At 69.2% G+C, this 17,045-nt stretch carries 12 protein-coding genes; 10 read left to right on the top strand and 2 right to left on the bottom strand.

Annotation, left to right across the window (positions count from 1 at the left end):
• The first annotated feature begins 71 nt into the window (after positions 1-71).
• The 5 genes from N1027_RS03640 (at position 72) to N1027_RS03620 (ending at position 8,851) form a co-directional block, all read left to right on the top strand.
• Positions 72-4,613 carry a S8 family peptidase gene (locus N1027_RS03640; RefSeq protein ID WP_259505319.1) on the top strand — a complete coding sequence of 1,514 codons (4,542 nt, stop codon included), beginning with the start codon at positions 72-74 and terminating at the stop codon, positions 4,611-4,613.
• A 140-nt stretch (positions 4,614-4,753) separates the two neighbouring features.
• Positions 4,754-5,764 (top strand): serine hydrolase domain-containing protein, encoded by a 1,011-nt coding sequence (locus tag N1027_RS03635; protein ID WP_259505318.1) that lies wholly within the window; start codon positions 4,754-4,756, stop codon positions 5,762-5,764.
• A 217-nt stretch (positions 5,765-5,981) separates the two neighbouring features.
• Positions 5,982-7,454 (top strand): HNH endonuclease signature motif containing protein, encoded by a 1,473-nt coding sequence (locus N1027_RS03630; RefSeq protein WP_259505316.1) that lies wholly within the window; start codon positions 5,982-5,984, stop codon positions 7,452-7,454.
• A gap of 94 nt (positions 7,455-7,548) precedes the next feature.
• On the top strand, positions 7,549-7,701 hold the full coding sequence (locus tag N1027_RS03625; RefSeq protein WP_259505314.1) for a hypothetical protein: 153 nt from the start codon (positions 7,549-7,551) through the stop codon (positions 7,699-7,701).
• Between the two features lie 88 nt (positions 7,702-7,789).
• Positions 7,790-8,851: a Vgb family protein gene (locus tag N1027_RS03620; RefSeq protein WP_259505307.1), complete on the top strand. Its 1,062-nt coding sequence runs from the start codon at positions 7,790-7,792 to the stop codon at positions 8,849-8,851.
• Positions 8,852-8,987: 136 nt separating this feature from the next.
• Here the strand turns inward: N1027_RS03620 and N1027_RS03615 are convergent, their stop codons facing one another.
• Positions 8,988-9,263, bottom strand: a complete 276-nt coding sequence (locus N1027_RS03615; protein ID WP_259505305.1) for a glutaredoxin family protein — start codon at positions 9,261-9,263, stop codon at positions 8,988-8,990.
• A gap of 137 nt (positions 9,264-9,400) precedes the next feature.
• Here N1027_RS03615 and N1027_RS03610 point away from each other — a divergent pair, with 137 nt between their 5' ends.
• Together N1027_RS03610 and N1027_RS03605 are read left to right on the top strand one after the other, a co-directional pair.
• Positions 9,401-10,687: an adenylosuccinate synthase gene (locus tag N1027_RS03610; RefSeq protein WP_259505303.1), complete on the top strand. Its 1,287-nt coding sequence runs from the start codon at positions 9,401-9,403 to the stop codon at positions 10,685-10,687.
• A 63-nt stretch (positions 10,688-10,750) separates the two neighbouring features.
• Positions 10,751-11,458: a TIGR00266 family protein gene (locus N1027_RS03605; protein WP_259505301.1), complete on the top strand. Its 708-nt coding sequence runs from the start codon at positions 10,751-10,753 to the stop codon at positions 11,456-11,458.
• A gap of 3 nt (positions 11,459-11,461) precedes the next feature.
• On the opposite strand, the gene N1027_RS03600 is transcribed toward N1027_RS03605, so the two are convergent.
• Positions 11,462-12,844, bottom strand: a complete 1,383-nt coding sequence (locus N1027_RS03600) for a GH1 family beta-glucosidase (protein ID WP_259505299.1) — start codon at positions 12,842-12,844, stop codon at positions 11,462-11,464.
• A gap of 96 nt (positions 12,845-12,940) precedes the next feature.
• Here N1027_RS03600 and N1027_RS03595 point away from each other — a divergent pair, with 96 nt between their 5' ends.
• The 3 genes from N1027_RS03595 to N1027_RS03585 all read left to right on the top strand — a co-directional run bounded on the left by N1027_RS03595 (position 12,941) and on the right by N1027_RS03585 (position 17,024).
• Positions 12,941-14,416 (top strand): alpha-L-fucosidase, encoded by a 1,476-nt coding sequence (locus tag N1027_RS03595; protein WP_259505297.1) that lies wholly within the window; start codon positions 12,941-12,943, stop codon positions 14,414-14,416.
• A 47-nt stretch (positions 14,417-14,463) separates the two neighbouring features.
• Entirely contained in the window at positions 14,464-15,612 is a 1,149-nt protein-coding gene (locus N1027_RS03590) for an ROK family protein (RefSeq protein WP_259505296.1), read from the top strand.
• A 110-nt stretch (positions 15,613-15,722) separates the two neighbouring features.
• Positions 15,723-17,024: an ABC transporter substrate-binding protein gene (locus N1027_RS03585; protein WP_259505294.1), complete on the top strand. Its 1,302-nt coding sequence runs from the start codon at positions 15,723-15,725 to the stop codon at positions 17,022-17,024.
• The last annotated feature ends 21 nt before the right edge of the window (positions 17,025-17,045 follow it).

The following is a 17,045-nucleotide window of genomic DNA, read 5'->3' as shown; positions in this document are numbered from 1 at the left end:
GACGACCGGCGAACCCGACCCCCCGAGCGGGGGTGCCTTCCGCCACCCGCATCCTTCGACCAAAGGACTCCGTGAACACGTCTCCTGCACCGATCCGTGCCTCTCGCCCTTCCCGGCCCTCCCGACGAAGCGGCCTCCGCTTCTGGGCTGCCGCGACCGCCACCATCCTGGCCACCGGCATCGGAGCCGGCGCCATGGTGGCCGGGCCCGCGGCGGCAGCGGGAACCGCCGCGCCGTCATCCGCATCGACGGCCGCGACGGCGGCACCGACCGACCCCACCGACACCACCGACCCCGCTGCCTTCGCCGACGGCCGCTACATCGTCACCCTGAAGAGCGACGCCGTCGCCGCCTACCGTGGTGGCCTCGCGAAGTTCCCCGGCACCCAGCCGGCGCCCGGCGACGACCTCGACACCGGATCTCGTCGCGTGGCCGACTACTCGAGCTACCTCGCTTCCGTGCAGGAGCAGGTCGCCGACTCGGTGGATGCCGACATCACCACCTCTTATACCCTCACCACCAACGGCTTCTCGAGCACCCTCACCGCCGGTCAGGCGAAGACGCTGGCCGCCGATCCGCGGGTCGCTCGCGTGGTGCCCGACGAACTGCTGCACCTCACGGCCACCCCGTCGACCGACTACCTCGGCCTTTCCGGCGCCGACGGCGTGTGGGCCCAGACGGGCGGCGTCGAATCGGCCGGAGACGGCATCGTGGTCGGCATCATCGACAGCGGCATCGCCCCCGAGAACGCTTCGTTCGCGGGCGAGGCGCTGGCGACGACGCCCGGCGCCGACCCTTACCTCGACGGCGATGCCGTGGTGTTCGACAAGGCCGACGGCAGCACCTTCCACGGAGCCTGTGAGACCGGCGAGCAGTTCACGGCTGACGACTGCTCCACCAAGCTCATCACGGCGCGCTACTTCGTCGACAGCTACGGTCCCGACACCATCGGCCGTGACCGCGGCGAATACCTCTCACCGCGCGACGGCAGCGGCCACGGTTCACACACCTCGAGCACCGCAGCCGGTGACGCGGATGTCGCAGCCGAGGTCGCGGGCCGTGACCTCGGTCTCATCTCCGGTGTCGTGCCCGGCGCCAAGGTCGCCATGTACAAGGCCTGCTGGACCGGTCCGACCCCCTACGACGACGGCTGCCAGACCGGCGACCTGCTCGCCGCGATCGACGCTGCAGTCGAAGACGGCGTCGACGTGATCAACTACTCGATCGGCGGCGGCGCCGCCCAGACCACCATCTCGCTCACCGACGAGGCCTTCTTGAACGCGGCCTCCGTCGGCGTGTTCGTGGCAGCCTCGGCGGGTAACGACGGCCCCGAGGCGTCGACCGCCGACAACGCGGCCCCGTGGATCACCACGGTCGCCGCCTCGACCATCCCCTCCTACGAGGCCACGGTGCGCCTCGGAGACGGCCAGGTCGTGCTCGGCGGGTCCATCACGGTGCCGACCGGCGCACCCGTATCGGGTGCCTTCGTCGACGCGACGGCTGCCGCGGCCGCCGGAGTGGTCGATCCGCAGCTCTGCGGCCCCGACACGCTCGACCCCGCGAAGGTGAAGGGTGCGATCGTGCTCTGCGACCGCGGCGTCGTCGACCGGGTCGCGAAGTCGGCCGAGGTGAAGCGGGCCGGCGGCATCGGTCTGGTGCTCGTGAACACGCATCCGGATTCCGTCGATCTCGACACCCACACCGTGCCCACGGTGCACGTCGACTCGGCCGGCGCCGAACTGCTGCACGCCTACGCGGCGACCACGGGCGCCACCGTCACGCTCGAAGACGGCAACCCCGACGCCCTCCCGTCGCCCCCCACGCCCCAGGTGGCCGGGTTCTCGTCGCGCGGGCCGATCCTCGCCGACGGTGGCGACATCCTGAAGCCCGACATCGCGGCTCCGGGTGTCGGAATCCTCGCCGCGTTCGCCAACTCCGAGGGTCAGGACGGCCAGTACGCGCTGCTGTCAGGCACCTCGATGGCCTCCCCCCACATCGCCGGACTCGCCGCGCTCTACCTGGGCGAGCATCCGGATGCCACCCCCGCCGAGATCAAGTCGGCCATGATGACCACCGCCTACGACACGGTCGACGGATCGGGCGCACCGATCACCGATCCGTTCGCCCAGGGCGCCGGTCAGGTCGACCCCACGCGGTACTTCGACCCGGGCATGCTGTTCCTGAACGACGTCGACGACTGGTACGGCTACGCCGAGGCGATCACCGGGCTCGAGCTGGGTGTCGACACGGTGAGCCCCTCCGAGCTCAACCTTGCGTCGATCAGCGTCGGGGCGCTCGCCGGAACCGAGACGATCACCCGCACGGCCACGTCGACCCGGGCCGGGAGCTTCACGGCGTCGCCGGTCGAGGTTCCGGGCATCGACGTGGTGGTCTCGCCGAGCACCCTCGACTTCTCCGCCGCCGGCGAGGAACTCGAATACACGGTCACGTTCACCCGAACGGATGCGCCGCTCGACGAGTTCGCCACCGGCCAGCTGATCTGGACCGACGGCGACGAGACCGTCACCACGCCTCTGGCCGTGCGCCCGGTGACGCTCGGTGTGCCGCGCGAGGTCGCGGCCGAGGGCACGGACGCCTCCGTCGACATCCCCGTCTCCGTGGGAACGACCGGCGACATCGACGTCACGAAGGCCGGACTGGTGAAGGGCGACGTGCTGCACGGCACCGGAACGGCGTCGCCCGACGGCACTCCGACGGCCCGCGACCGCTTCGTGGTGCAGGTGCCTGAGGGAACCACCTTCTCGCGCTTCGCACTCGACTCGCTCGATGACACGGCCGACCTCGACCTCTACCTGTCGCTCTACGACGACAACGAGCAGGTCACCCCCATCAACGAGGCCGCCACCGCGAACCCCGACGAGACGCTGGATGTGCCCGGGCTCTCACCCGGCCGCTACATCGCGGAGGTCGACTTCTTCTCGGGTCAGGGCGATCTCGACTACACGCTCACGAACTACTTCCTCGGTTCGGAGACGAACGAGGGCGCCTTCGCGGTGACGCCCGAGAAGCTCCACATGACCTTGGGTGAACCGGCGGCGGTGACCGCGTCGTGGAACGGGCTCGAGCCCGGGGCGAGCTATCTCGGCCGCGTCGGCTTCGGCGACTCCGGCCGCAGCACGAACATCACCGTCACCACGCCCGGTGACCCCGTGGCGCCGACCGGTGAGCTCGCGATGACCGTCGACCCGCAGTGGGCCCGAGCGGGAACGGATGTCGCGGTGCACGCATCCGGCCTCACCCCCGCCGAGCCCTACACGATCACGGTCGGTGGCGGCGCGGATGTCGTCGTGCACGGACTCGGCAGTGCGGCAGGACGCGCGGACAAGGCGGTGCTGCTGCCGGCCGGTCTCGCCGACGGCGCCTACCCGGTGACGCTCGAATCCGCGGCCGGCACGGTCGAGGGCACGGTGAACGTCGCGAAGCTCCTCGTGTACAGCACGTTCGAGGTGACGCAGTACGACTCCGACGGAGCGGCCACGACCGCGCTCGAGACCAGCTACGTCGGCACCGGTGAGATGCGGGTGATGCTCACCGGAGCGGCCGGAACCGTGCTCGACGAGCGCATCACGGTGTCGTCCGATCCCATCTTCTGGGCCGACACCGTGCGCTCCTCGGCCGCGAACACCCCGGCCGGTGTGTACACCGCCGACGTGTGGGCGGTGGCGGAGGACGGCTCTCTCACCCAGCACTTCGACTACGTGTTCACGGTGGCCGCGTCGAAGCCGAGCGATGTCACGATCACCCAGAACCCGGGTGACCCGAACCTCGCCGACCTCGCCTTCACCAACCGGTCGGGCAACTACTTCGAGGTGCGGTTGCGCTACAAGCTCTGCTCGGGCCCCGTGGTGTTCTCGACCGTCGACATCAACAAGGAGCGGATCGAGAAGACCTTCGACATGACGGGTGCCACGTACGTGGAACTCATCCGGGCCGACGGCGTGGTGCTGGCGACCTACCAGAACAGCGGTCCGGCGCGCTGCGCCGACGAGCCGAAGATCTCGCAGGACTGGTGGGTGACGTTCAGTGAAGCGCCGACCGTGACCGAAGAGGGCAAGCCGGTCTCGATGGTCTTCAGCAACCGCGTCGCGACCTGGAGCCACGGCTTCGACTTCAGTGCAGGAGTCGGCGACAGCATCCGGGAAGGCCAGTTCTACTACCAGCAGACGCCGCACGAGTTGGTGACGGAGCCCAGCCTGGTGGTGACGGTGCCGCTGTCGGTGCCGGAGAACGAGGCCATCTGGACGCGGGCGTTCTACGAATCGTCGTCGCCCGACATCCACCTCACCGCCCACCGGGTGATCTACGCGCTGCCGGTGACCCTGGCGATGCTGCAGCCGGTGACGGATGCGGGCGGGCCGGGCACGGGTGAGCCCGGTGAGCCGGGCGACCCGGGTGGGCCGGGTGCCGGCGATCCGGGTGCGGATCTGCCTGGTGCGGGCGGATCGGGCCAGGGGAGCGTCGGTGCCGGCGGGGCATCCGGCGACCTCGCGGCCACCGGTTCGGGTGCGCTCTCGGGCGTGATCGCGAGCATCGTGTTGCTCCTCGCGGGAGCAACGGCGGTGCTGGTGCGCAGCCGGCGGCGCCGCGCCTGAGGGGTGCGGTTCCGCTAGGCGGTGCACGAGCGGGGTGTCCTTTCGAGAGGGCACCCCGCTTCGGCGTGTGCTGACCGTTTCGATTGGTGTCCCGAGCCGCCGGTGCGGTGTAATCGACGAGGGCCGACCGAGGAGGATGCATGGGATCGCTGGTGATGGACGACGCCGTTCGCTGGGTGAAGCGTCAGGTGGAGGAGGGGCCTCTGCCGTCGGCGGTGTTCGGGGTCGCGACATCCGCCGGTCCGCAGCACGTCGAGGCCTTCACCGGTCGCGACGCGCGCATCGCCGAGGTCGACGACCACTACGCCCTGTTCTCGGTGACCAAGCCGTTGTCGGGCATCGCGCTGGCGCGATCCGTCGAGCGGGGAGACTTGTCGTTGCGGGCATCGCTCGGCTCCGCGTTCCCGGATGCGCCCGGCTCGACCGCGGCGCAGCCCTGGCGAGCGGGCGTGCGGCTCGAGCACCTGCTCTCGCACACCGGAGGGCTCAGCGAGCCGCCGCTGGACTCGCCCCTCGACCTCGACGAGCAGCTCGACCTCGCCCGACCCGACTTCCTGCCCGGCTCGATGGTGCGCTACTCGAACATCGCCTTTCACGGGGCTGCGCGCATCCTGACTGCCGCGACGGGCCGTGACCTCCACGACGAGATCGAGGCGCTGAGCCCGGTCGGTGGCGGGTCAGCGCTCACCTTCGATTCGGCGAGCGATCCGCACGAGGTCTACGGTCAGCGCGAGGGGGGGCTCGACTACGCCGCGATGGCGCGCCACCGGCATCCGGCCGCCGGCGTGAACGGAACCGCGGCGGGCCTGCTCGAACTCGGCAGCTCGCTGCTGCGGGCGCACGGCGGCGCTCGCGGAGAGGTGCTGCACCCCGAGACGTTGCGTGGGATGCTCGTGCCGCGCACCATCGGGGTGCCCGAGCCGATCCCCGGTGATCCGCGGCGGGACTTCGGGCTGGTCTGGAACATCCGGCAGTCCTCGACGGCGCTGCTGCACCGCAACGCCTTCGGGCACGAGGGCTGGTCGGGTACGCAGTGGTGGATCTACCCCGAGCTCGACCTCTGCTTCGTGCTGATGACGAACCTCCTCGACGTGCGTCTCTACGGGGTCGACCCCGATGAGCTGAACAATGCGGTGGTCGCGGGCAGGTGAGCTTCTGGTCCACCTTTCACGGGGCTGCCGCGCGCTTCGCGCTTGCCGACGGTGGGTCGTGGCTGGGTTCCTAGGAAGTGACGGATGCGTTTAGCTTGGCCGTGTAGGCATCCATCTGTTCGTCCCGGCCACGGTCCATTTCGGGCAAGCGCGGAGCGCGCGGCAGCGGGTCGGCTTGGCGGGTCGAGTGTCGGTGGCACGTGATTGAATAAATCTCATGAAGAGCTTGTTCGTGGCCCGCACCGAGGAGCTCGACGCCCGCCTCGATGCCGTCATCGACGAGCTTCGCGAGGTCGACCTCCTGACGGCCGGGTTGGATGCGCGGCGGGCCCGGGGCCTGGCCGCGACGGCCCAGATCGCTGACGAGCGGGCGGCTCTGGTGTCGCCGGTCGGCCGGGAGTTCTCGGCTGCCCGGGAGGGTGAGCGCACACTGGTCGCGGTGGAGATCGCCACTGCGACATTGCGGTCGGAGCGCACCGTGGCGCGGCTGATCAATGAGGCCGAGCAGTTGGTGCGCGATTACCCCACCACCCTGGCCGCGCTTGAAGACGGGACGGTGTCGGCGTTGCACACCCGGCACCTCGTCGCGCACGCCTGCACTCTCCCCGCGGACGCCCGGCCCGAGTTCGAAGCCCGGCTGCTCGCCGAGGCGGCAGTGTTGCCGGCGCACCGCTTCGCTGAACGGGCCCGCCGGATGCGCGAAACCGCCCACCCCGAGTCGATCGTCGTGCGTCACCGGCAGGCGCGGGAGGAGCGGAGCGTGTGGCTCTCGCCCGAGTGTGACGGGATGGCGACCCTCACCCATCACCTGCCCGCGGTCGACGCGGTCGCGATCGACGACCTGCTCGATAAGATCGCCCGCGCCGAACGCTCCGACACCGACCCGCGCACCCACCCGCAACGCCGCGCCGACGCCCTCACCCGCCTCATCCTCACCCCCGACAACCCGGCCCGGCCCGCATCCATCACCGCGGCCGTGCTCGTGACCGTGCGGGCGGCAACCGTCGCGGGAGTGTCGGATGAACCGGGCGAGCTGCACGGTTACGGTCCGATCGACGCCGACACCGCCCGACAGATCGCGGCGACCGCACCCACCTTCCTGCGGGTGCTGACCCACCCGGTGACGGGGGAGCCGACGGTGGTCACCCGGCACTGGGGCCGCGCGGCCGCCGACCACCTGCCCACGCGCGACGCAGTCACCCGCCCCACGACCGGCGCCGGCCGTCGCACTGGCGCTGCTGCCCCCTTGACCACTGGCGCCACCCGCCCCACCGCCCGCACCGGCCGCCACACCGAGGGCACCACCCACCCCACCACCGGCACCGGCCGCCACACCGACGACAACACCCACCCCACGACCGGCGCCGACGGACACGACGAGGCCGGGCGCGACCGCTACAGCGCCCCACCCGAACTGCGACTCGTGCTCGCTGCGATCGACCAGACCTGCCGATTCCCCGGCTGCGGGCGCCGCGCCAACCGCTGCGAACTCGACCACACCCGCGACTGGGCCCACGGCGGCGGCACCACCGCCGAGAACCTCACCTACCTCTGCCCCCGCCACCACCACCTCAAACACGACACCGGATGGACCGTCGAGCCCGACCCCGACCGACCCAGACACCTCAATTGGCGCAGCCCCCACGGCCGCCACCACCACACCGCACCCCCACGCGCCCACAGCGGCTGAGCACGGGTGGCGAAGCTCACCTCACACGTCCACTTCCGATTCCTTGGCCCTCTTCGCCGCGCCGTCGGTGGGAACTCGACATCCTCTCGACCGGATGGCCCGTCCGCGCGAAGACTGGATCGTCATCGCCGTGAACGGCGGACAGGCTGCCGATTCCTCGGCCCTCTTCGCCGCGCCGTCGATGCCAAGTCGACATCTTGTCGGCCGGATGCCCCGCACGAACTGGATCGGCATCTCATCGCCGTGAACGACGGATACGTTTTGGCGGCCGCTCCCACTGTCTGATCCCATGAGCTCAGCGTCTGGCGGCGGCGGGCGCTCGGTAGTCTCGGGAGATGAGTTCCATCACCGTGCACGAGGTCGCGTCCGCCGCCGATGGGCCGTACGGAGTGGCCGTGACCGACGACGGCGCCGTATGGTGCACCCTCGTGCACGCGGGCGCGGTGCTGCGGCTGATTCCGGATGCATCAGGTGGCAAAGCCTCCCCCACGGTGACGCGAATCGAGCTTGCAGGTCTACACGATGCGGGCACGGACGCGGGCACGGGTGTGGATGCGGGCGCGGACTCGGGTGCGGATGCGGGCACGGGCGCCGGCGCAGGAGCGAGTGCGGGCGCGGGCGGGGACGCCGGCGCAGGTGCGGGCGGCGGCCGCCACGCCCGCGGCGACGCCGCCGGAGGAGCGCAGACCGCGCAGATCGCGGCCGCCGGCGACGACACCGTGTGGGTGACGGACACGGCCGGCGACGCCGTGCTGCTCGTCGGCGCAGGCGGCGTGCTTCGCCGCATCGAGGTGCCCACCCCCGGCGCCCAGCCTTTCGGCATCGCCACCCAGGCCGACGGCACCACCTGGTTCACCGAACTCGGTCGCGACGCCCTCGGACACATCGACCTCCTCGGCCGCGTCACGGAGTTCCCCTCCGGCACGAGGGAGGGCTTCGTGTCGATGATCGCCTCCTCCGGCGAGAGTCTCTGGTTCACGGCGAACCAAGCCAATGCGATCGGTTACATCCGGGGCGGGGATTCGGCGGTGCAGCTGTTCGAGATCCCCACGCCGCATTCGGGCCCGGTGGGCATCACAGTGGGCGAGGACGGCGCAGCCTGGTTCTGCGAGATCCTCGCCGGCGCCATCGGCCGCGTCGACCGCAACGGCGCTTTCAGCGAGTTCCCGCTCCCGTGGCCGGAGTCGAAGCCGCACGCCATCTGCGTCGATCCGTCGGGCGGATTCTGGGCCACCCTCTGGGGCTCGAACCAACTGGCCCACATCGCCCTCGACGGCACGATCGACGTCGTCGATCTGCCCGGCGCCCACTCCGAGCCCCACGGCTTGGCGGTCGCCCCCGATGGCACCGTCTGGGTGGCGATGGAGTCGGGCGCACTCCTCGCCGTCACCCCCTGACCCCTCTCACCCACCTCGCGACTCGCCAATATTCCGCCCTTTCGCGCCGAAAGGAGGGCGGATTTTGGCGAGTCGCGAGGAGGAGAGAGGGGAGGGTGAGGCGACGGGCGACGGGCGACGGGCGACGGGCGAAGGGTCAGGGCAGAGCGGCCGCCAGGGCCTTCAGCACCTGCTCGGGCGTCGGGACTCCGGATGCACGCATCCGCTCGACACCGGACGCATCCGTGATGACGATGGTCGGCGTCGCAACGATGCCGCGCGCCTCGCTCTCGTCGGGGGCATCAGCCACGTTCACCTCGCGCCACTCCACGCGTGAACCGACGAGCGGCGCGACGACGTCGAGGGTTTGGCGCGTACTGGTGCAGGCGCCGCAGAAGCTCGACGAGTACAGCGTGACGCTCAATTCGGCCATGACAAACCTCCGCGATGCACAACCGCCGCGGGGCCTCCGGGATTCCCCGAAGCGCCCCACGATAGAATCGATTGTCAACCGGCACAGTCCGTCGGGCACTGACATCGGAATCCACACGGAACCCGGAGGGAATCCACATGCCAGCGATCGTCTTGATCGGCGCCCAGTGGGGCGACGAAGGTAAGGGTAAGGCGACCGACCTCCTCGGCAGCCGCGTCGACTACGTCGTGAAGTTCAACGGCGGCAACAACGCCGGCCATACCGTGGTGGTGGGCGACAAGAAGTACGCATTGCACCTTCTGCCCTCGGGCATCCTGACGCCGGGCGTCACCCCCGTCATCTCCAACGGCGTCGTGGTCGACGTCGAGGTGCTCTTCAACGAACTCGAAGCCCTCGGCTCCCGCGGCGTCGACGTCTCGCGCCTGTTGGTCAGCGCCAACGCCCACGTCATCACCGCCTACCACCGCACCATGGACAAGGTGACCGAACGGTTCCTCGGCAAACGCCAGATCGGCACCACGGGCCGCGGAATCGGCCCCGCCTACGCCGACAAGATCAACCGTGTCGGCATCCGCATCCAAGACCTCTTCGACGAAGGCATCCTGCGTCAGAAGGTCGAGGGCGCGCTCGACCTCAAGAACCACATCCTGGTGAAGGTCTACAACCGCCGGGCCGTCGCGGCCGACGAGGTCGTCGACGACCTGCTCTCCTACGCCGAACGACTCCGCCCCATGGTGGCCGACACCTCGCTGGTGCTCGACCGCGCGCTGAAAGACGGCAAGACCGTGCTCTTCGAGGGCGGCCAGGCCACGATGCTGGATGTCGACCACGGCACCTATCCCTTCGTGACCTCCTCGAACGCCACCTCGGGCGGTGCGGCCACCGGATCGGGCGTCGCACCGAACCGCATCGACCGCGTGATCGGTGTCGTGAAGGCGTACACCACACGCGTCGGGTCGGGTCCGTTCCCCACCGAGCTCTTCGACGAGTCGGGCGAGTTCCTGCGCTCGCAGGGCTTCGAATTCGGCACCACCACGGGTCGCCCGCGTCGCACCGGCTGGTACGACGCACCGATCGCCCGCTACACCACGCGCATCAACGGCGTCACCGACTTCGTGCTCACGAAGCTCGACGTGCTGACGGGCTTGCCCACCATCCCGGTCTGCGTCGCCTACGACGTGGAGGGCGTGCGGGTCGACGAGGTGCCGGTCTCGCAGACCGACTTCCACCACGCCGTTCCGATCTACGAAGAGTTCGAGGGGTGGACCGAAGACATCACGGGCGCGCGCACCTTCGACGACCTGCCCCCGGCGGCCCAGCGGTACGTGCTCGCACTCGAGGAGATGAGCGGATCGCGCATCTCGGCCATCGGTGTCGGCCCTTCGCGCGACGCCATCGTCGTGCGTCACGACCTGCTCGAGTAACGCTCCACCACAGGCTCGAAGAGCGTCTTCCGTCGCGCTGGCGGCGCACGCTACGGTGGCGTCATGAAGACGACGATCGCCGGAACGACGATGCCCATCCTGGAGCTGACCCTCGACGCCGGTGAGGCGATCGTGGCCGAGGGCGGTGATGTGGCCTGGCTCTCGCCGGGGTTCCACATGGACACCTCGACGGCCCACGGCACGGGCGGCCAGGGCGGCTTCATGAGCGGCCTCAAGCGGGTGCTCGGAGGTGCGCAGCTGTTCCTCACGAAGTACACGGCGCCGGCCGGGGGTGGGATGGTCGCATTCGCGGCGCAACTGCCGGGCACCATCCGCGAGATCGCGATCGACCCCGCCGACACCTTCATGATCCAGGCCGGCTCCTACACGGCGAGCACCACAGACGTCGAGGTCTCGGTGGGCCTGCAGAAGAAGCTCGGCGCGGGCATCTTCGGCGGCGCCGGAGTGGTGTTCCAGAAGCTCAGCGGCAACGGCACCGCCTGGGTGCAGCTGGCCGGCGAGCTCGTCGAATACGACCTCGCCGCCGGGCAGTCGCTCCTCATCCACCCCGGGCATCTTGCGATGTTCCGAGCCGAGATGCCGCTGGAGTTCGCAACGGTGAAGGGCATCAAGAACAAGTTCTTCGGCGACTCGCTCTTTCTCGCCGAACTGCACGGCCCGGGGCATGTCTGGCTGCAGTCGATGACGGCGGCGAAGCTCGCCGCGGCCATCGAGCCCTACCTCCCCGACAAAGGCTCCGACAACAAGTAACCGTCAGTCGAGCGAGCGGCGACGGATGACCTCGGCGTACCAACGTGCGCTGCTCTTGGGGGTTCGCGTCTGCGTGGTGAAGTCGACGTGCACCATTCCGAACCGTTTCGAGTATCCGTACGACCACTCGAAGTTGTCGAGCAGCGACCAGAGGAGATAGCCCCGCACGTCGGCGCCGTCGTCGATCGCGCGCTCGACTTCGAGCAGGTGGCGCCGCACGTAGTCGATCCGATCCTGGTCGTCGACGCGGCCGTCGATCATCCGGTCGGGAAAGGCCGCGCCGTTCTCGGTGATCATCGTGGGCAGCTCGGGGAACCGCGCGTGCAGACTCATCAGCAACTCGTGCAACCCGCCGGGGTCGATGCCCCATCCCATCTCGGTGAACGGCCCGGGCAACTCGAGGAACTCGACGTCTTCGGCGCCGGGCCACGGCGACCCCGCTGCGGGGTGGTGGCCGTCGGCGTTCTGGCGGTGGCCCGTGCCGTCCCAGCGGCGCACGCGACTCGTCGTGTAATAGTTCACCCCGAGCACGTCGAGGGGTTGATGGATGGTGGCCAAGTCGTCGCCCTCGACGAAGCCCCAGTCCGTCACGTCGGCCGTGGTCTCCAGCAGCGCTTCGGGGTAGTGGCCCTCGAGCATCGCGCCGAGGAAGATCTCGTTGCCGAGCGCATCCAAGCGGCGCACGGCATCAGCGCCGGTCGGTCCGTCGGGTCGGAAGACGTGGAGGTTCAGGGAGACCGAGACTGACGCGTCCGCTTTCACCACCGACCGCAGCGCCTGAACGCTCAAGCCGTGGGCCAGGTTGAGGTGATGCGCCGCGCGCAACGGCTCTTCGCGGCCGTGCCGCCCGGGGGCATGGGCGCCGGAGCCGTATCCGAGAAACGCCGAGCACCAGGGCTCGTTGAGCGTGGTCCAGGTGTCGACCCGGTCGCCGAGTGATTCGCCGGCGGCTGCGGCGTAGTCGGCCATCGCCTGGGCGGTGCTGCGCGAGAGCCAGCCGCCGTCGTTTTCGAGAGTCTGCGGCAGGTCCCAATGGTAGAGCGTGGCGACCGGGCGGATGCCGCGCTCGAGCAACCCGTCGACCAGCCGCGAATAGAAGTCCAGGCCTTTCGGATTGATCGGGCCGACGCCGTTCGGAACCACGCGGGGCCAGGCGATCGAGAAGCGATACGCCTGCAGACCGAGCTCCTGCATGAGATCGAGGTCGGACTCCAGACGGTGGTAGTGGTCGTCGGCGACGTCGCCGGTGTCACCGTTCTCGACGAGTCCGGGCGTGTGGCTGAACGTGTCCCAGATCGACGGCTTCCGGCCGTCTTCGGAGACCGCGCCCTCGATCTGGTAGGAGGCGGTCGCGGAGCCGAAAAGGAATCGAGCGGGAAGAACCATGCGAAAAGCATCGTGGCTTAGCATTGACTTTGTCAACTGACGTTACAAATACGTGGGAGACCACGAAAGACACTTCGAAGGCGAAGAAGGAGAAGCATGACCTCGAATGCAATCACCACCGACGATCCCCGGCTCACCGCCGTTCGGCCCTCCCCGCGCCAGGTGGCGTGGCAGGCGATGGAGTTTTATTCGTTCATCCATTTCGGTATGAACTCGATGACCGATCGGGAGTGGGGGCTCGGTCATGAAGACCCGGCGCTCTTCGATCCTTCGTCGCTGGACGTGGATCAGTGGATGCAATCATTCGCCGCTGCGGGCATGACCGGCGTGATCCTCACGGCCAAGCACCACGACGGCTTCTGCCTGTGGCCCAGCCGCGTCACCACTCATACCGTCGCTGCGTCGCCCTGGCTTGACGGCCGGGGAGACCTGCTGCGCCTGGTGGCCGATTCCGCTGCGCAGCACGGCCTGAAACTCGGCATCTACCTGTCGCCGTGGGATCGCACGGAGTCGAGCTACGGATCAGGAACCGCCTACGACGACTTCTTCGTGGCCCAACTCGAAGAGGTGCTCGGCGAGTACGGACCGGTCTTCTCCGTCTGGTTCGACGGCGCGAACGGCGAGGGCGCGAACGGGCGCGTGCAGGAGTACGACTGGGATCGCTACTACGCCACCATCCGACGGCTGCAACCGGATGCCGTGATCAGCGTCTGCGGCCCCGACGTGCGCTGGTGCGGCAACGAGGCGGGTCACACGCGCGCCAACGAGTGGAGCGTGGTGCCGGCCATCCTGCGCGACATCGAGCAGATCGCCGACAAGTCCCAGCAGGTCGACGACGGGGAGTTCTCGCGCGAGGTGCGCAGCGACGACGACGATCTGGGCAGCCGCTCGGCGCTGGAAGGTCAGCTCGACGAGCTCATCTGGTATCCGGCCGAGGTCAACACCTCCATCCGTCCTGGCTGGTTCTATCACGGCGAAGAAGACGATCGCGTGCGCACCGACACCGAACTCTTCGAGCTCTGGTGCGACGCCGTGGGCGGTAATGCGACCCTGCTGCTGAACGTTCCACCGAACGAGCGCGGTCTCCTCGCCGACCCCGACGTCGAGGCGTTGCAGGGTGTGGGGCGACTGATCGCGGAGTTCGCAGCACGGGTGCTTCCGGCCGATCCGACGGTCTCCTCGGGCGGCATCGAGTCCGACGACGGGCGGCCCGAGCCGCTTCGTCCGGAGCTGACCCAGGCCTTCGGCCGCGGTCTGACGGATGCATCGTGGCGGCCCGCCGAGCACGACCAGACCCCGAGCATCGTGCTCGAGCTGCGCTCGACGGCCGCAGTCGACGCGGTCGTTCTGCGGGAGCGGATCACACTCGGGCAGCGACTCGAGCGGGTGACCGTGCTCGGCATCCGGAACGGGCAGGAGGTGCTGCTGGCTGAGACCCAAGCGGTCGGCTACCAACGCATCCTGCGATTCGAACCGACGGATGTCGATGCCGTGCGCGTGCAGGTCGACGCCGCGCGCGGGCGTCCGGCGTTGCAGTCCGTCGCCGTGGTGGGAGGTGCCGCGATGCATTGAGGCGAGTCGCTGCGCTCCGCGGCGGCGACCCGCGGTTGGATGGTGTCGTGCATCCCCCTCGCGACACCGCGGCTGAGTCGTCATCGATCGTGGCCTGGCCCACGCTCCACCCCACCACGCAGGCCGCCTACAACCAGATCCTCTGGAACCACGGTCTGGCCAAGGCGGATGTCGCGCGCCGCCTCGGCGTCTCCCGAACCCGGATGACCACGGTGGGTCGCGAGCTCGAACTGGCGGGTCTCGTGAGCGCGGGCGGCCGCGGGGCGCACCAGGCGTTCGGCCGGCCGGGCGACATCCTGGTGGCCGTGCCCGATCGATACCATTTCCTCGGCGTGCACGTGAGGGCGCGACAGCTGGTGGCGGCCGTCATCGATATGGAGAACGTCGTGGTGTGGGGGGCCGACGCGATCGTGTCGAGCCTCGACGCGTCGGTGTTGCTCGAGCAGTGCGAACGCTGGCTCGCGGAAGCACGATCCTCGGGGTTCCGGGTGGCGGCCCTCGCCATCTGCGGGTCGTTCGAGCAGCTGGACGATGCGCCGGTCGGGCTCGATCTGCACAGCATCATCGGCGAGAGCGATCGCATCCGGTTGTCCGAGCGCATAGGCGGTCCGGTCTGGGTCGAGGACGACATGGTGGCTCTGACCGCGTTCGAGCAATGGCCCCGGCTCGACGACGGGCAGGACAGCCTGGCGTTGGTCTCGGTCGGCGCTCAGATCGGGTTCGGCCTCGTCGCCGACCGCAAGATCATCGTCGGCGCCCACCGCACGGCGGGCCGGTTCGCGCACGTGCCGGTGGCGCCCGACGGTCCGCTGTGCCCGCTCGGTCATCGCGGCTGCCTCTGGAGTGTCGCATCGGTCGCGTCCATCCTCGCCCAGAGCGGAGCGGGGTCGCTCGAGGAGGTGGCGGAACGGGCTGCGACCGACGCGGATGCCGACCGGATCCTGAGTGCTGCGGCCCGTGGACTCGGTGCTGCCGTGGGTCACGTCGCGAATCTCGTCGACCCCGACAAAGTGGTTCTGACGGGCGACGCGCGACAGCTGCTCGAAGGCCGCGACGACGAGTTCGCGGGGGGCCTGCACGACGTCGCTCTGGGCGCTCTTCCGCTCGTCGAGCTGGCCGACTTCGGCTTCACGGAATGGGCCCGTGCGGCCGCGGCGCTCGGGCTCTACCGGACTCTCGGTGGAGACGGCATTTAGAAATCGACTTTGTACCGCCACTTGACAAAGTCGCGGGGCTCGGGTGATGCTGGGAGCCGTTCGCCAGGCTGGCGGGCGCTGATCCCCTGATTCGAGTCAAAGGAGACTTCATGCGCAAGACGAAAAAGCTGGCTACCGCAGCAGTCGTGGCGGTAGCCGCCATCACGATGGCCGGTTGCACGGCGAGCGACGGCGGGGGTGACGACGGTGGCGTCGTGACCCTGCAGTTCTGGAGCTGGGCTCCCGGTTCGGACGAGATGGTGGAGGCCTTCAACGCCTCGCACCCGAATATCAAGGTGGTGCACACGGATGCGGGCGGCGGCGAACAGTCCTCGGCCAAGCTGCTCACCGCGGTGCGGGCGAACAACGCTCCCGACATCGCCGCCATCGAGAACACCGCGCTGCCGCGACTGATCGTGGCCGGGGTGCCGATGGACATCACCGACGAGGTCGCCGACGTGAAGGACAAGTTCGCTCCAGGCACCTGGGAGCAGACCACCTTCGACGGCCACACCTACGGGGTTCCGCAGGACATCGGACCGATGGCGCTGCTGTACCGTTCCGACATCTTCGCCCAGTACGGCATCACGACACCGCCTGTCACCTGGGACGACTACAAGGCCGACGCCGCGGCCATCAAGGCGCAGAACCCCGATCTCGTCATGGCGTCGATCACGACCGACGGCTGGGGCTGGTTCGCCGCGGTCGCCGAACAAGCCGGTGACCACTGGTGGTCGGTCAAGGACGGCAAATGGACCGTCGATATCGACGGCGCCGGGTCGAAGAAGGTCATGGACTTCTTCCAGGGCATGTACGACGACGGGCTGATCTCGACCGACCCGATCCTGACTCCGACCTACAACCAGCAGCTGAACGAGGGCACGATGCTCTCCTGGCCCTCGGCCGTCTGGGCGCCCGGCGTGATCTACGGCGTCGCGCCGGAGACCGCGGGCAAGTGGGAGCTCTCTCCGCTTCCGCGGTGGGACGCCGACGACGCGGCCGTCTCGTTCCAGGGCGGGTCGTCGGTCGCCGTGATCTCCGGCAGCAAGCACCCGAAGGAAGCCGCTGAGTTCGTCAAGTGGCAGAACGCCTCCGAAGAGGGCGCCACGATGATCCTCAACGTCGCCAACGGCTACCCGGCTGCCCTGTCCGGTCAGGAGATCGCGACCGAGCAGAAGCCGCCGGCATTGATGCCGCAGCAGACCGACTACTACCAGGTCGCCGCCGACATCGCCGCCGACACGGTGCCGGTCACCTGGGGACCGAACACCGATGTGGCTCAGAGCACACTCACCGACGCGTTGAACGCCGCCGTGCAGAACGGCACGTCGTGGTCGGATGCGCTGACGACCACCCAGAAGGCCGTCGTGGACGACTTGAAGAAGAAGGGGTACGAGGTCGCCGAAGGTTGACGACGTCACCCCCACCCCGAC

It is taken from the genome of Herbiconiux aconitum (genome assembly GCF_024979235.1).
GTDB classification, from domain to species: Bacteria; Actinomycetota; Actinomycetes; order Actinomycetales; family Microbacteriaceae; genus Herbiconiux; species Herbiconiux aconitum.
Note: the sequence above shows the minus strand (reverse complement) of the source record. Positions and strands in the feature narration are given on the sequence as shown.

What these genes read in the sequence shown, in the direction of transcription:
- N1027_RS03635 (WP_259505318.1), top strand. Translation starts at nt 4,754, where the DNA reads ATGGGATCGCTGGTGATGGACGACGCCGTTCGCTGGGTGAAGCGTCAG.
- N1027_RS03630 (WP_259505316.1), top strand. Translation starts at nt 5,982, where the DNA reads ATGAAGAGCTTGTTCGTGGCCCGCACCGAGGAGCTCGACGCCCGCCTC.
- N1027_RS03625 (WP_259505314.1), top strand. Translation starts at nt 7,549, where the DNA reads ATGGCCCGTCCGCGCGAAGACTGGATCGTCATCGCCGTGAACGGCGGA.
- N1027_RS03620 (WP_259505307.1), top strand. Translation starts at nt 7,790, where the DNA reads ATGAGTTCCATCACCGTGCACGAGGTCGCGTCCGCCGCCGATGGGCCG.
- N1027_RS03615 (WP_259505305.1), bottom strand. Translation starts at nt 9,263, where the DNA reads ATGGCCGAATTGAGCGTCACGCTGTACTCGTCGAGCTTCTGCGGCGCC.
- N1027_RS03610 (WP_259505303.1), top strand. Translation starts at nt 9,401, where the DNA reads ATGCCAGCGATCGTCTTGATCGGCGCCCAGTGGGGCGACGAAGGTAAG.
- N1027_RS03605 (WP_259505301.1), top strand. Translation starts at nt 10,751, where the DNA reads ATGAAGACGACGATCGCCGGAACGACGATGCCCATCCTGGAGCTGACC.
- N1027_RS03600 (WP_259505299.1), bottom strand. Translation starts at nt 12,844, where the DNA reads ATGGTTCTTCCCGCTCGATTCCTTTTCGGCTCCGCGACCGCCTCCTAC.
- N1027_RS03595 (WP_259505297.1), top strand. Translation starts at nt 12,941, where the DNA reads ATGACCTCGAATGCAATCACCACCGACGATCCCCGGCTCACCGCCGTT.
- N1027_RS03585 (WP_259505294.1), top strand. Translation starts at nt 15,723, where the DNA reads ATGCGCAAGACGAAAAAGCTGGCTACCGCAGCAGTCGTGGCGGTAGCC.